The sequence below is a fragment of the Bradyrhizobium sp. Ghvi genome, from assembly GCF_900115265.1.
In the GTDB taxonomy this organism is placed as follows: domain Bacteria; phylum Pseudomonadota; class Alphaproteobacteria; order Rhizobiales; family Xanthobacteraceae; genus Bradyrhizobium.
Window position 1 is genome coordinate 1 of the sequence record NZ_FOVU01000003.1, and the last position, 13,388, is coordinate 13,388.

Consider the following 13,388-nt stretch of genomic DNA (forward strand, 5'->3'; position numbering starts at 1 on the left):
CATTGGCCACCTCGTCAGAAGCCTTCTGCCCGGCGAATGCAGCAACTACTTCGTTAATGCCGGATACGCTTCCATCAAAAAATGAAACGCTCTAGGCGGTCTTCACGCCCGCGACGACGCCAGCGGGCTCCTCGCTGAGCCAGCGGTAGATCACTCCGCCCAGTGCGCCGCCGATCAACGGCGCGACCCAGAACAGCCAGAGCTGCGACAACGCCCAGCCGCCGACGAACAGCGCGGGGCCGGTGCTGCGCGCCGGGTTTACCGACGTGTTGGTGACGGGGATGCTGACGAGATGGATCATCACCAGCGCAAGTCCGATCGCGAGCGGTGCGAAGCCTGCGGGCGCACGGCCGTGGGTCGCGCCCATGATGACGAACAGGAACATCATGGTCATCACCACCTCGGTGACGAAGCAGACGATCATGCTGTACTGGCCGGGCGAATGCGCGTCGTAGCCATTGGAGGCAAAGCCCTTGGTGACGTCGAACCCCGGGGCACCGCTGGCGATCACATAGAGCAGCTCGGCGGCAACGATCGCCCCGCAGACCTGCGCGATCACGTAAGGCAGGATCTGGCTGGCAGGAAACCGTCCCCCGGCGGCGAGACCGACCGTGACGGCCGGGTTCAGATGGCAGCCGGAGATATGGCCGATCGCATAGGCCATGGTGACGACGCTGAGGCCGAAAGCCAGGGACACGCCGACCAGGCCGATTCCGACCTGCGGGAAGCCGGCCGCGATGACCGCGCTACCGCAGCCTGCGAATGTGAGCCAGAACGTGCCGATAGCCTCGGCGGCATATTTCTTCATGTCCATTGGGCGTCTCCCCTGATTTCCAAAAACTTCCGGATCAAAGCTCCGGGAACGGCCCCACCATTGGCGCCAAACCACCCAAATCGGGGCCGTTCGAGGGCATTTTCGCCGCATTTAATGGCTGAACTTGGTCCGAAAGGCCGCGACAGCGGTGGACATCTCGGGTTTTGTCTGATACATCCGCGCCCTCAAGGTTAAGGGCTTGCGCTTTCTGCCATCCCCTTTGACTTACCAGAATTCAAATCCGATCCACTGAAGAGGATGCCGCGTGCAGGTTCTCGTTCGCGATAACAATGTCGACCAAGCCCTCAAGGCGCTGAAGAAGAAGATGCAGCGCGAGGGCATTTTCCGCGAGATGAAGCTCCGCGGTCACTACGAGAAGCCCTCCGAGAAGAAGGCCCGCGAAAAGGCCGAAGCCGTGCGCCGTGCGCGCAAGCTGGCCCGCAAGAAGCTGCAGCGCGAAGGCCTGCTGCCGATGAAGCCGAAGCCGGTGTTCGGCGCCGGCCCCGGTGGCGAGCGTGGTGGGCGCAGCGGTCCGGGTGCTGGTCCGCGCGGACCGCGCTGATCTTGCCGATCGTGCAGGACTGAGTTTTCGATGACGCGGGCCCCAAGCCCGCGTTATTTGTTTTGTGAGCGGTGCCTTTCCGGGACGGGGCACTACAGATGCGGCACCAGCGCGAGCGAACCGTAGATGGCCTCCCCTTTCCCCGAGCCCGGCTTGGTGCGGTTGCGCCGGATCTGGCGTCAGCCGTTCGCGCTGATCTTGATGGGGATCGCATTGTGCGGCTGCTCCTTCGATCTGGGCTCGCTGATGCCGGAGAAGGACAAGCCGCAAGAAGCGCCTAAGGCAGCGGCTGCACCTGATAGCGCAGTCAGTGCCGCCAACGTCACCGAGGCCCAGACCCACACGGCACGAGCGCAGGCACTGGCCAAGTCGGGCGAGACGCAGGCGGCGCTGGACGAGTTCAATCGCGCCGTCGCGCTGGATCCCTACAACGCGCAGGCGCTTTACGGCCGCGCCCTGCTCTACCAGGGCAACAACGAGCACGACTTCGCGATCGCCGATTTCGGTGCCGCGAACGGACTCAATCCACAGAAGGCCGAACCCCTGCTCGGCCGTGCCGTCAGCTATCTCGCCATTGGCAAGGTCAAGGAAGCCGCTGCCGATCTCGACGAGGCCTCCGAAGCCGATCCGCACAACGCCCAGGTCTGGACGACACGGGGACAGGCCTATGAACGGCTCGGCGACAAGACAAAGGCGGCGGCGTCCTACAACAAGGCCGTCGCGTTGCGGCCACGTGATGACGCCGCTCGCAGCGGTTTGGCCCGCGTCGGCGGCTGACAAATTCCTTAAGCCTGGATCTGACGTGCCTTCTCGACGCCAACCCGCATCCACGTCGCGGGAAAACGCCCCGGGGCGGCGCAAGCCGTCTTAATCGGGAGTACCGCTCTTCGGCAGAACCGCGTGGAACATCGACTTCATGCCCGACAGCATCTCGTCGGCAACATTGGTCTTCGGCCGCGGCGCGGTCGAGCTGGCATCAGCGCGGAGGTCGAGCGGCGGAGCGATCATCGGGACTGGAATATCGGCCGGCGGCGTCAGCCGATTCGGATCGTCGTTGCCGACCGACGCCGTGTAAGGCGGATTCGCCTGCGAGGCGCTACCATTCCCATAGGCCTCGGGCGCCGGCGTCGACACATTGATCGGCGGCGGCAATGGACGCACGGTCGACGGCGCCGCGGTCACGACGCGGGGGGCCTCCGGTGTCCGCGACGCTTCCTGCACCGCAGGTTCGGGCGTCCGCTCGGCGGCCTTGGTCTCGGCAGCTTTCTCGGCGGCCTTGCCCTCCGGCGACTTCCGCAGGCGCTCGATGGCGGCCCGCGCGAGATCGTTGGCGTCGGGGGTCGCGGTCGAAGACGCAGCAGCCTGCGCCGAATTGGCCTCGACCACGGGCGCGGCAACGGGCGCCGCCGGGGTGGACTTGGCAACCGATTTCTCATGTGCCGGGGTACGCCCGTGCGGAGCGGACTCGCCGGGAGCGACGTCAGCAGCTTTGCTCTCGGCGGGTTTCTCGGCCGCCGGCTTATCTGACGTGCTCTTCTCGGAAATGCTCTTCTCGGAGACGCCCTTGGCCTTGACGCCGGGGGCCGGGAGGTTGGCCACATCGGCGGGCTTGCCGTTCTTGCCGGCATTGGCGGGCGCCACCACCGCGGCTGGCGTATCCGCCGCCGGCTTGGCGTTGATGTAGTGATTAACGATGTAGGCCCCGATGATCGTCGCGAGCACCGAGGGGAAAATATCCATCGAGATTTTAGCGAGGTATTTCAACATTTCTCGGCCACTCCCCGCGCGATCTGATGCGGGAACTTTGGGGCATTGTAAGGGATCAACTGCGACGGATCGATGGCAAAGTTTACACGTGCCTTATGGCTTCAGCTCAATCTCAAGGAACACGATCTCGGTTGAGGTTTCGTTAAGTACGTCGTGCTCGACACCGGCCTTGCGGAAGTAGGATTTCCCGGCCGCAAGCTGCGCCTTGGAACGCTCGCCGCCGGGCGCCACGATGGTCATTTCGCCGGCCACGACGGGAACGATCACGTAGTCCATCCCGTGGGTGTGGTGCCCGGTCGCGCTGCCGGGGGCGAGCCGCCATTCGGTCACCCGGACCTCTTCGTTGTCGACCTGGACCTCGGACCTGGCGGCAAGCATCTGGAACCTCGTTCGGGGAAGCGGTTCAGGGCACGAACACCATGAACGTGTAGACGGCAAATAACACCATATGGACCAGCCCGAACAGCACGTTGGTCCTGCCCGTGCCGAAGGTCAGCATGCTCAGCAAGAATGTCAGCGCCAGCAGCGCCGTGTTCTGCGGATTGAGGCCCAGCACCAGCGGCTGCTCGATCACATAGGTGGCGAGCCCGACTGCCGGGATGGTCAGGCCGATGGTGGCCAGCGAGGACCCGAGCGCCAGGTTGATGCTCTTCTGCAGGTCGTTCTTGCGGGCCGCCGCAATCGCGGAAACGCCCTCCGGCATCAGGATCAGGAGCGCGACCAGGAGGCCCGCGAACGCCGGCGGCGCGCCGATCCTGTCGGCGACGGCATCCACCACCAGCGAGAACTTCTTGGCGAGGAGGACGACGGCCAGAAGCGAGATCAGGAGCAGCGCGATGCTCAGGGCCAGCATCGTGCTCGACAGACGGGCTCCGCCGCTCTCGCCCTTCGCCCGTTCGTGAACGAAATAGTCCTTGTGCAGGACCATCTGGGTGTAAAGGAACACGCCATAGAGCACGATGGTCACGAGGTCGACGAAGCCCAGTTGGAGTGTCGAATAGACCGGCCCCGGCGTCGACAGCGTGTAGTTGGGCATGATCAACGTCAGCGTCGCGAGCGCAATCAGCACGCTGAGGTAGACGTTGGCGCCGGAGACCTGAAAACCCTGCTCGCGGTAGCGAAGTCCGCCGATGAAGACGCAGAGGCCGACCAGGCCGTTGCAGACGATCATCACCACCGCGAAGACCGTGTCGCGCGCAAGCGTCGGCGCGGGCTTGTCGCCCAGCATGATCGTGGTGATCAGCGCGACCTCGATGATGGTCACCGCGAGCGTGAGCAGCAGCGTCCCATAGGGCTCACCGATCCGCTCCGCGATCACCTCTGAATGATGCACGGCCGCGAACACGGTGCCGAACAGGATGACCAGCAGGACGATTGCGAACAGGCCGCCGCGGGCCGACAGGGTGAAGCTGTAGCCGCTCACGGCAACGATGAGGAACAGCAGCACCGCCAGGGCAGGGAAGATCCAGGACGACCGCGGCATCGGTCCGTGCGCACTCATGCAGGCGAATCCCTCATTAGACAGACTGATTATGCGCGAGAAGATCGCGCCCGTCAGCCCTCAGGGTTCGTTGATGAAACCTCGCGCAATCTCCAGGGCGCCGAAATTGTCGAGATCTTCGTGCCCTCCTCCAGGAAGCCGGACCAGCTGCTTCGGCTCGTGTGCGAGTGCAAACAGGCGCTCGCCGAATGCGATGGGAATCGCCTGATCGTCGGTGCCGTGCATGATCAAAAGTGGCACGGTCACGCGCGCGATGCGTTCGTCTGAGTGAAATTGGTCGCGCATCAAGAGGCGGATCGGGATGAAGCGGAAGAGCGAGGCCGCGACGTCCACTGTCGACGTATAGGGCGCCTCCAGAATCAATTTGCCGACCGGGCGCTCGGAAGCGACAGCGACTGCAACGCCGGTCCCGAGCGAGAAACCCCAGGCAACAATGCGCCTTGCTTCGTACCGTTCTGTAGCGAAGGCGTAGGCCGCTGCGGCGTCCAGCAACAGACCCCGCTCGCTCGGTGCGCCCGTCGAGCCGGCATAGCCGCGATAGGACAACGCAACGAGACCGGTGCCGTCGGCCGTGATGCCCTTGAAGCGGCTGACTCGTCCCGCGAGGAAATCGCCGTTGCCATGAAAGAACAGCACCACGGCATGGCCGGGTTTGGGCGGTACGTGCCAGACGATGACCCTTTCGCCATCGGACGTGGTCAGCACCTGCTCCTGAGCCTGCGGAAATCCTGCGGCGGCAGGCGCGGTGCGCTCGATGGTCGGAATCGGAAACAGCAGGGTGCGCTGTTTCGCGAACAGCAGGACGAGCCCGGCGCAATAACTGCCCGCGAGGACGATGGCGATCCATTTGAGGAATGTCATCGCTGGCCTCCGCGGCAGGCGCACGCCGCCGCAGCGGCGGCGTGCAAGTCGACGCACGGCTCGCGTTACATCGCCTTGACGATGTTCTCGGTGACCTTCTTGGCGTCGCCGAGCAGCATCATGGTGTTGTCGCGGTAGAACAGCGGATTGTCGATACCGGCGTAACCCGACGCCAGCGAGCGCTTGATGAACATCACGGTGCCGGCCTTCCAGACCTGGAGCACGGGCATGCCGTAGATCGGCGAGGTCTTGTCCTCTTCGGCGGCGGGGTTGGTGACGTCGTTGGCGCCGATCACGAAGGCGATGTCGGCCTGCGCGAACTCGGAGTTGATATCTTCGAGTTCGAACACCTCGTCATAGGGCACGTTGGCTTCGGCGAGCAGCACATTCATGTGGCCGGGCATGCGGCCCGCGACCGGGTGAATGGCATACTTCACCTCGACGCCTTCCTTCTTCAGCATGTCGGCCATTTCGCGTAGCGCGTGCTGGGCCTGCGCCACCGCCATGCCGTAGCCGGGCACGATGATGACCTTGGAGGCGTTCTTCATGATGAAGGCCGCATCGTCCGCCGAGCCGAGCTTGGCGGGCTTCTGCTCGCCTGTCGCCCCGCCGGCCGCAGCCGTTTCGCCACCGAAGCCGCCGAGGATGACCGAGATGAAGGACCGGTTCATCGCGTGGCACATGATGTAGGACAGGATCGCGCCGGAGGAGCCGACCAGCGCGCCGGTGATGATCAGCGCCGAGTTGCCGAGCGTGAAGCCGATGCCGGCCGCGGCCCAACCGGAGTAGGAGTTCAGCATCGAGATCACGACCGGCATGTCGGCGCCGCCGATCGGGATGATCATGAGCACGCCGAGCGCCAGCGCCAGGATGACGTTGAGCCAGAAGAACACCGGGCTGCCGGTAACGACGAGCCCGACGATACAGGCGACCAGCGCCACCGCGAGCACGACGTTGATCACGTGGCGAGCCGGCAGGATGATCGGAGCGCCGCTCATGCGTGCGGAGAGTTTCAGGAACGCGATCACCGAACCGGTGAAGGTCAGCGCGCCGATCGCGACGCCGAGCGACATTTCGACCAGGCTCTGGGTGTGGATGTTGCCGGGAGTACCGATGTCGAAGGCTTCGGGCGCATAGAATGCACCCGCCGCAACGAGCACCGCGGCCATGCCGACCAGCGAGTGGAAGGCTGCGACGAGTTCCGGCATCGACGTCATCGGCACGCGGCGGGCGATGACCGCACCGATGGCAGCGCCAATGGCGATGCCGACAATCACCAGCACCCAGGCGAGACCATCCGCGGGCGGATGGTTGGCCAGCGTGGTGGCGACGGCAATCGCCATGCCGATCATGCCGAGCAGATTGCCCTGGCGCGACGACGCCGGGCTCGAAAGTCCGCGCAGCGACAGGATGAACAGCACCCCCGCCACGAGATACAAGAATGCAGAGAGATTAGCGCTCATCTCAGGTCCCCATTGATCCCATCAGCCCGAGGTGGCCGCTCACTTCGACTTCTTCTTGTACATCGCCAGCATGCGCTGGGTGACAAGGAAGCCGCCGAAGATGTTGATGCAGGCAAAAATCAGCGCGACGAAACCGAAGGCGCGCGCCCAACCCGAACCGCTCGATACGTTGGCGACGCCGCCGGCAAGCAGCGCGCCGACCACGATCACCGAGGAGATCGCGTTGGTGACGCTCATCAGCGGCGTGTGCAGGGCCGGGGTCACCGACCACACCACGAAATAGCCGACGAAGACGGCGAGGACGAAGATCGACAGCCGGAAGATGAAGGGGTCGACGACCTGTGCAGCATGCTCCATGACGGGTCTCCTTAAACCTTCGGCTGGAAGTTCGGGTGGATGACCGCGCCGTCCTTGGTCAGCGCAGTGGCCTTGACGAGTTCGTCGTCCCAATTGACGGCGAGCTTTTTCTCCTTCTTGTCGACCATCGTCTCGATGAAGGAGAACAGATTGCGTGCGTAGAGGCTTGAGGCCGACGCCGCGACGCGACCGGCGACGTTGGTGTAGCCGACGATCTTGATGCCATCGAGATCGACGACCTCGCCGGCCGTGGCGCCCTCGACATTGCCGCCGCGCTCGACGGCGAGATCGACCAGCACCGAGCCGGGCTTCATCGACTTGACCATCTCGGCACTGACGAGCTTCGGCGCCGGACGGCCCGGGATCAGCGCGGTGGTGATCACGATGTCCTGCTTCTTGATGTGCTCGGCGGTGAGGGCGGCCTGCTTGGCCTGATACTCTTTCGACATTTCCTTGGCGTAGCCGCCAGCGGTCTGCGCGTTCTTGAACTCCTCGTCCTCGACGGCGAGGAATTTCGCACCGAGCGATTCGACCTGCTCCTTGGTGGCAGGGCGAACGTCGGTCGCGGTCACAACGGCGCCGAGGCGGCGCGCGGTCGCGATCGCCTGCAGGCCGGCAACGCCGACGCCCATCACGAACACTTTTGCGGCTGGAACGGTACCGGCGGCCGTCATCATCATCGGAAAGGCGCGGCCGAAAGCCTCGGCGCCCTCGATCACGGCGCGATAGCCGGCGAGATTGGCCTGCGAAGACAGCACGTCCATCACCTGCGCACGGGTGATGCGCGGCATCAATTCCATTGCGAAGGCGGAGACGCCGGCGTCAGCCATCGCCTTCAGCGCGGCCTCGTTGCCATAGGGATCCATGATCGCGATGACGAGCGCGCCGCGCCTGTATTGCGAGAGCTCGGAGGCTTCGGGACGCTTTACCTTGATGATGATATCGGCATCTTTGAGCGCATCGGCGCTGACGGTGGCGCCCACGGCGGTGAATTCGGAATCCGGCAGGCCCGACTTGATGCCCGCGCCGGGCTCGACCGCGATCTCGGCGCCGAGCGCCTTAAACTTCTTCACCGTATCGGGCGAAGCCGCGACCCGCGGCTCAGACGGATCGATTTCCTTGGCAACGGCGATCTTCATAGGTCCTCCGGCGGCGCGGGACAGCGCGCGCACAAAAAAATAGCGTTACTCCCGCAGCGTTGCTTACCGGCTTTGCCACCGGCTTGTTTGCAAATTTTGTGGGCAGCTGCCGCCGCAAGCGTGGGCAGCTGCCAAAGTCGATTTAGGTGAGGAAGATCGCCATCAGAATCACGATCAGGGCGACCGACGCGGTGCCGTACTTCACCAGCTTGATGAAACCCTCGTAGGTCTGCTCGTGCGCAACGTAGTCGTTGCCGTCGGCGGTGCTGTACGCAACTTCGCTATGATCTGCCATGGATGTCCCCAGTCGAAAGTCGAATTCTTCGGCTGGGATACCGCAAAGCTTTGAGCAGGGCAACGGCACGGGAGCGTGGTTTTCCCGCAAATCAGGTCATTTGGAATCCAGATTATCGCGGATCCAGCGGACGAGGTTCGGCTCGCTGACTTCGCCGGCGGCGAGGGAGAGGATGATGGTTGTCGCTTCCGCGGGATCGGGACTGAAAGCCACGCCATTCTTGCGCAGAAACACCATCATCGCCATGAAGGAGAGGCGCTTGTTTCCGTCGACGAATGCGTGGTTTTTTGCCAGGCCGAATGCATATGCTGCGGCGAGTTCGTCCATCGCCGCTTGTTCATAGCGCCATTTATTGATCGGTCGCTCGAGGGCCGAGCGCAGCATGCCTTCGTCTCGCAGCCCTGCCGCGCCGCCAAAGCGCCGAAGTTGGCGGCTGTGGATTGCGACCGCCTGCTCGTAGGTGATCCACAGCGGCTCCTGGGGATCGCTCATCTCTGCAGCAAACCTATTTCGCAAGCGCGGCGAGAGTGTCGCGATACTTGTCCATCACCTCGTCGGCGATCTCCATCGTCCGCTCGAAATCGGGGTCGTAAGGTAGCGCCTGGAAACCGCCGCCAGGTAATTCAACAATATGCAATTGCTGCCCGCGTTTGAGATCAAGCCTCTGCATCAATTCACGCGGCAGCAGCAGGCCATCGGAATTGCCGATCTTTTTGATCTCGATCTTCATGCCTTGCTCCGCCAATGTTATACAGATGTATAACATTGGCGGAGGGTCCGTTCAACAAATGTTTGACGGCGTCCGCCCAAAAATGAGGCACCCTCGTCGTCAGCTCATCGCCTCCAGCTCGTCGATCATCCCGGCGATGACGCTAAGTCCGCCATCCCAGAATTTGGGGTCCTTGGCATCCAACCCGAACGGTCGCAGCAGCTCGGAATAATGCTTGGTACCGCCGGCCGCGAGCATGTCGAGATAGCGCTCGGCGAAACCTTCGGCCGCGTTCTCGTAGACGGCATAGAGGGAGTTCACGAGGCAATCGCCGAAGGCATAGGCATAGACGTAGAACGGCGAGTGGATGAAGTGCGGGATGTACATCCAGTAATTCTCATAGCCCGCCTTGATCTCGATCGCCGGCCCCAGGCTCTCGCCCTGCACCGACAGCCAGAGTTCGCCGAGCCGCGTCGCGGTGAGCTCACCGTTCTTGCGCTCGGTGTGGACCGCACGCTCGAACGAATAGAACGCGATTTGCCGCACCACGGTATTGATCATGTCCTCGACCTTGCCCGCGAGCAGCGCCTGGCGCTGCTTGGCGCTCTTGGTCTGCGCCAGCAGCCGCCGGAAGGTCAGCATCTCGCCGAACACGCTCGCGGTCTCGGCCAGCGTCAACGGCGTCGGTGCCATCAGCGCGCCGTTCTTCGCCGCCAGCACCTGGTGGACGCCGTGACCGAGCTCGTGCGCCAGCGTCATCACGTCGCGCGGCTTGCCCTGGTAGTTCATCAGGACGTAGGGATGCGCCGAGGGCGTGGTCGGATGCGAGAAGGCGCCCGGCGCCTTGCCCGGACGCACCGGGGCATCGATCCAGCGATCGGTGAAGAAGCGCTCGGCGATGTCGGCCATTTTTGGCGAGAAGCCGCGATAGGCCGTCAGGACCATGTTGCGCGCATCGGGCCAGCCGATGACATCAGTGGCGGCGAAGGGCAGCGGCGCGTTGCGGTCCCAATAGGCCAGCCGCTTCTTGCCGAACCACTTCGCCTTCAGCGCGTAGTAGCGATGCGACAGCTTCGGATAGGCTGCGCGCACCGAGGCGACCAGCGCGTCCACCACCTCGCGCTCGACGCGATTGTTGAGATGGCGGGAATCGGCGACATCCTTGAAACCGCGCCAGCGGTCGGAGATGTCCTTGTCCTTGGCGAGCGTGTTGGTGATCAGCGCGAAGGTGCGCTCGTTGGCCTTGAACGTCTTTGCCAGCGCTTCCGCCGCAGCCTTGCGCTTGGCGCCGTCACGGTCTTGCAGGAGATTCAGCGTCGGCTCGATCGCCAGTTCTTTGGACCCGACCTTGAAGCGCAGGCTCGAAATGGTCTGGTCGAACAGCCGGTTGAAAGCAGAATAGCCGGTCTGCGCCTTCTCCAGGAACAGCTGCTCGAGCTTGTCGTCGAGCTGATACGGCTTTTCCTTGCGGAGGTCCTCGATCCAGGGACGATAATGCGCAAGCTCGGGCGCCTGCATCGCGCGGGTCAAAAGATCGTCATCGATGCGATTGAGCTCGAGCGCGAAGAACAAGAGATGCGTCGACGCAGCCGTCAACCGCTCGGAGACATCCCCGTAAAACTTTGAAATCTTGGGGTCCACGCTATCGCCAGCGTGGACGAGACCGGCATAAGAGCCCAGGCGGCCGGCGAGATCATCGATCGCCTCATAGCGTCGCACGGCTCTTGCGAGCCATTTTCCGCCATCTTCGTTTGCTGTGCCTGTTGCGAGCTTGCCCTTGTAGTCGGTCTCGAACGCGACGCAATCGGCATCCATCTTTTCGAGATCGCGCGCCACTTCCGGCGCATCGATTCCGGAATAGAGATCGGCGAGGTTCCACTCCGGAAGCTTGCCAGTCTTGCTCGCAGGCGTTGCGGAGGGTTTTGCCTTGACGGCTGATTTCTTGGCGACAGATTTTTTGGCGACGGATGTCTCTGTGGCTGGCTTGCGAAGGGCGGGCTTTTTCAGAGCGGAGCTGAGGCGCGAATTCATCGTGTGGAAAACCTGTGTTCAACAGTCGCGACGGCGGGCGGGGGCAGCAAGGCTTAAGAGGGCGTTAATCGGCTTCGGCCAGAGTGACCCGATTCGAGACAGATAGTAGTAGCGTGCGGGGAACACCATGGCTGCCAGTATTTTGATCGCCGACGACGACGCTGTAGCCCGCCGGCTGGTCGAGAACATGGTGCAGAAATGCGGCTATGAGACGATCGTTGTCGAGTCCGGCGACGCCGCGATATCCGCCCTCACCGCCCCCGACGCACCCGCGATCGATGCCGTGATCCTTGATCTGGTGATGCCCGGCCTCGACGGAATGGGCGTGCTGGCGAAAATCCGAGAAGCCGGCCTCAACGTGCCCGTGGTCGTGCAGACCGCTCATGGCGGCATCGACAACGTGATTTCGGCGATGCGCGCCGGCGCGGCCGACTTCGTGGTCAAGCCGGTCGGCATGGAGCGGCTCCAAGTCTCATTGCGCAACGCGCTCAACGTCTCCGCGCTCAAGGGCGAATTGCAGCGCATCCGCCACAGCCGCGAGGGCCGGCTGACCTTCTCCGACATCATCACGCGCGCCGAATCCATGTCTGGCGTGATGCGCGCGGCGCAGAAGGCTGCCAATTCCTCGATCCCCGTGCTGATCGAAGGCGAGTCCGGAGTCGGCAAGGAGATGTTCGCACGCGCCATCCACGGCAGCGGCGAGCGCAAGGCAAAGCCGTTCGTCGCAGTCAATTGCGGCGCGATCCCCGACAACCTCGTCGAATCCATCCTGTTCGGCCACGAGAAAGGCGCCTTCACCGGCGCGACCGAACGGCACACGGGCAAGTTCCTCGAAGCCCATGGCGGCACGCTGTTTCTTGACGAGGTCAGTGAGCTGCCGCTGACCGCGCAGGTCAAGCTGCTGCGCGCTCTTCAGGAGGGCGCAGTCGAGGCCGTCGGCGGCCGCAAGCCGGTGAAGGTCGACGTGCGCATCATCTCCGCGACCAACCGCAAGCTGCTGGAGCGGGTCAAGCAGGGTCATTTCCGCGAAGATCTGTTCTATCGCCTTCACGTCCTGCCGCTGACGATCCCTTCGCTCAGGGCCCGGCGCGAGGACATCCCGCACCTGCTCAGGCATTTCCTGGCGCGCTTTGCGGCCGAGGAGAACCGCACGATCTCCGGCGTCTCTGGCGAGGCCGTGGCGCATCTCACCCAGCTCGACTGGCCCGGCAACATCCGCCAGCTCGAGAACGCCGTCTACCGCGCGGTGGTGATGAGCGAGGGCGATCAGCTCGGTCTCGATGATTTCCCGCTGTTGGCGTCGCAGACGTATTCTGCAACGGAGATTCCGACCGCCCCGTTGATGATCGAGCCGATCGCGGCGCCCCCGGTGGTCTCAGGTAACGAAATACCGATCGCGCCGCTGCCGCTGGCAGGGTCCCTCTCGATGCTGACCCCGACCGGCGATGTGCGGCCACTTGAGGACATGGAGAACGAGATCATCCGCTTTGCGATCTCGCACTACCGCGGGCAGATGTCCGAGGTGGCGCGTCGCCTCAAGATCGGCAGGTCCACGCTGTATCGCAAACTCGACGAAGCCGGGGTTCCCGGTCATGGCGGGAAAAGCGGTGAAGAGACGCACTGAACCTGATGCGAACGGAGGTTCGCGCGAGACGACGATGTGCCCTCAACCCGTTGAATTACGGCGAAATTCGGCGGCACATGAAACCGTGACTTGGAAGTGACAGAGATTGGGAAAAGCGCGCGGCGAAGGCGCACAATCCGTTGCAAACGGGCTGTCTTGAAGTCAGTTTGTCGTGAGTTTCCCGGGCTAGCGCTAGCTGCCAAAACCGGGCCTGTATATCGTCTGCGTATGAATCGTTGCGTGCAGGCGTTCAACTTCCGTGAGG

At 63.4% G+C, this 13,388-nt stretch carries 15 protein-coding genes; 3 read left to right on the forward strand and 12 right to left on the reverse strand.

Annotation, left to right across the window (positions count from 1 at the left end; genetic code table 11):
* Positions 1 to 91: 91 nt before the first annotated feature.
* Positions 92 to 814, reverse strand: coding sequence for an aquaporin Z (gene aqpZ, locus BM374_RS11180; RefSeq protein ID WP_092291982.1), 723 nt, complete (start codon positions 812 to 814; stop codon positions 92 to 94).
* Between the two features lie 265 nt (positions 815 to 1,079).
* Between aqpZ and rpsU the strand changes: the two genes are divergently transcribed.
* Together rpsU and BM374_RS11190 are read left to right on the forward strand one after the other, a co-directional pair.
* Positions 1,080 to 1,376, forward strand: a complete 297-nt coding sequence (gene rpsU / locus BM374_RS11185; protein WP_092291984.1) for a 30S ribosomal protein S21 — start codon at positions 1,080 to 1,082, stop codon at positions 1,374 to 1,376.
* 126 nt (positions 1,377 to 1,502) lie between these two features.
* Positions 1,503 to 2,153, forward strand: a complete 651-nt coding sequence (locus BM374_RS11190) for a tetratricopeptide repeat protein (RefSeq protein WP_092291986.1) — start codon at positions 1,503 to 1,505, stop codon at positions 2,151 to 2,153.
* A 90-nt stretch (positions 2,154 to 2,243) separates the two neighbouring features.
* Here BM374_RS11190 and BM374_RS11195 read toward each other — a convergent pair whose 3' ends face one another.
* The 11 genes from BM374_RS11195 to BM374_RS11245 all read right to left on the reverse strand — a co-directional run bounded on the left by BM374_RS11195 (position 2,244) and on the right by BM374_RS11245 (position 11,499).
* A complete protein-coding gene (locus BM374_RS11195) occupies positions 2,244 to 3,143 on the reverse strand; it encodes a hypothetical protein (protein WP_092291988.1) in 900 nt (299 codons plus the stop codon).
* Between the two features lie 93 nt (positions 3,144 to 3,236).
* Positions 3,237 to 3,521, reverse strand: coding sequence for a cupin domain-containing protein (locus BM374_RS11200; protein ID WP_092291990.1), 285 nt, complete (start codon positions 3,519 to 3,521; stop codon positions 3,237 to 3,239).
* 25 nt (positions 3,522 to 3,546) lie between these two features.
* Entirely contained in the window at positions 3,547 to 4,644 is a 1,098-nt protein-coding gene (locus tag BM374_RS11205; protein ID WP_092291992.1) for a calcium:cation antiporter, read from the reverse strand.
* Between the two features lie 60 nt (positions 4,645 to 4,704).
* Entirely contained in the window at positions 4,705 to 5,505 is an 801-nt protein-coding gene (locus BM374_RS11210) for an alpha/beta hydrolase (protein ID WP_092293379.1), read from the reverse strand.
* Positions 5,506 to 5,570: 65 nt separating this feature from the next.
* Positions 5,571 to 6,968, reverse strand: coding sequence for an NAD(P)(+) transhydrogenase (Re/Si-specific) subunit beta (locus BM374_RS11215; protein WP_092291994.1), 1,398 nt, complete (start codon positions 6,966 to 6,968; stop codon positions 5,571 to 5,573).
* A gap of 39 nt (positions 6,969 to 7,007) precedes the next feature.
* Complete coding sequence (locus tag BM374_RS11220) at positions 7,008 to 7,325, reverse strand: proton-translocating transhydrogenase family protein (RefSeq protein ID WP_014492434.1); 318 nt, start codon at positions 7,323 to 7,325, stop codon at positions 7,008 to 7,010.
* A gap of 11 nt (positions 7,326 to 7,336) precedes the next feature.
* A complete protein-coding gene (locus BM374_RS11225; RefSeq protein ID WP_092291996.1) occupies positions 7,337 to 8,464 on the reverse strand; it encodes a Re/Si-specific NAD(P)(+) transhydrogenase subunit alpha in 1,128 nt (375 codons plus the stop codon).
* A gap of 142 nt (positions 8,465 to 8,606) precedes the next feature.
* Positions 8,607 to 8,759, reverse strand: coding sequence for an aa3-type cytochrome c oxidase subunit IV (locus BM374_RS11230; protein ID WP_018317799.1), 153 nt, complete (start codon positions 8,757 to 8,759; stop codon positions 8,607 to 8,609).
* 96 nt (positions 8,760 to 8,855) lie between these two features.
* Complete coding sequence (locus BM374_RS11235) at positions 8,856 to 9,251, reverse strand: type II toxin-antitoxin system death-on-curing family toxin (protein ID WP_092291998.1); 396 nt, start codon at positions 9,249 to 9,251, stop codon at positions 8,856 to 8,858.
* A gap of 13 nt (positions 9,252 to 9,264) precedes the next feature.
* Positions 9,265 to 9,489: an AbrB/MazE/SpoVT family DNA-binding domain-containing protein gene (locus BM374_RS11240; protein ID WP_027545558.1), complete on the reverse strand. Its 225-nt coding sequence runs from the start codon at positions 9,487 to 9,489 to the stop codon at positions 9,265 to 9,267.
* Between the two features lie 99 nt (positions 9,490 to 9,588).
* Positions 9,589 to 11,499 carry a M3 family oligoendopeptidase gene (locus tag BM374_RS11245; RefSeq protein ID WP_092292000.1) on the reverse strand — a complete coding sequence of 637 codons (1,911 nt, stop codon included), beginning with the start codon at positions 11,497 to 11,499 and terminating at the stop codon, positions 9,589 to 9,591.
* A 127-nt stretch (positions 11,500 to 11,626) separates the two neighbouring features.
* Between BM374_RS11245 and BM374_RS11250 the strand changes: the two genes are divergently transcribed.
* On the forward strand, positions 11,627 to 13,123 hold the full coding sequence (locus BM374_RS11250; RefSeq protein WP_092292002.1) for a sigma-54-dependent transcriptional regulator: 1,497 nt from the start codon (positions 11,627 to 11,629) through the stop codon (positions 13,121 to 13,123).
* The last annotated feature ends 265 nt before the right edge of the window (positions 13,124 to 13,388 follow it).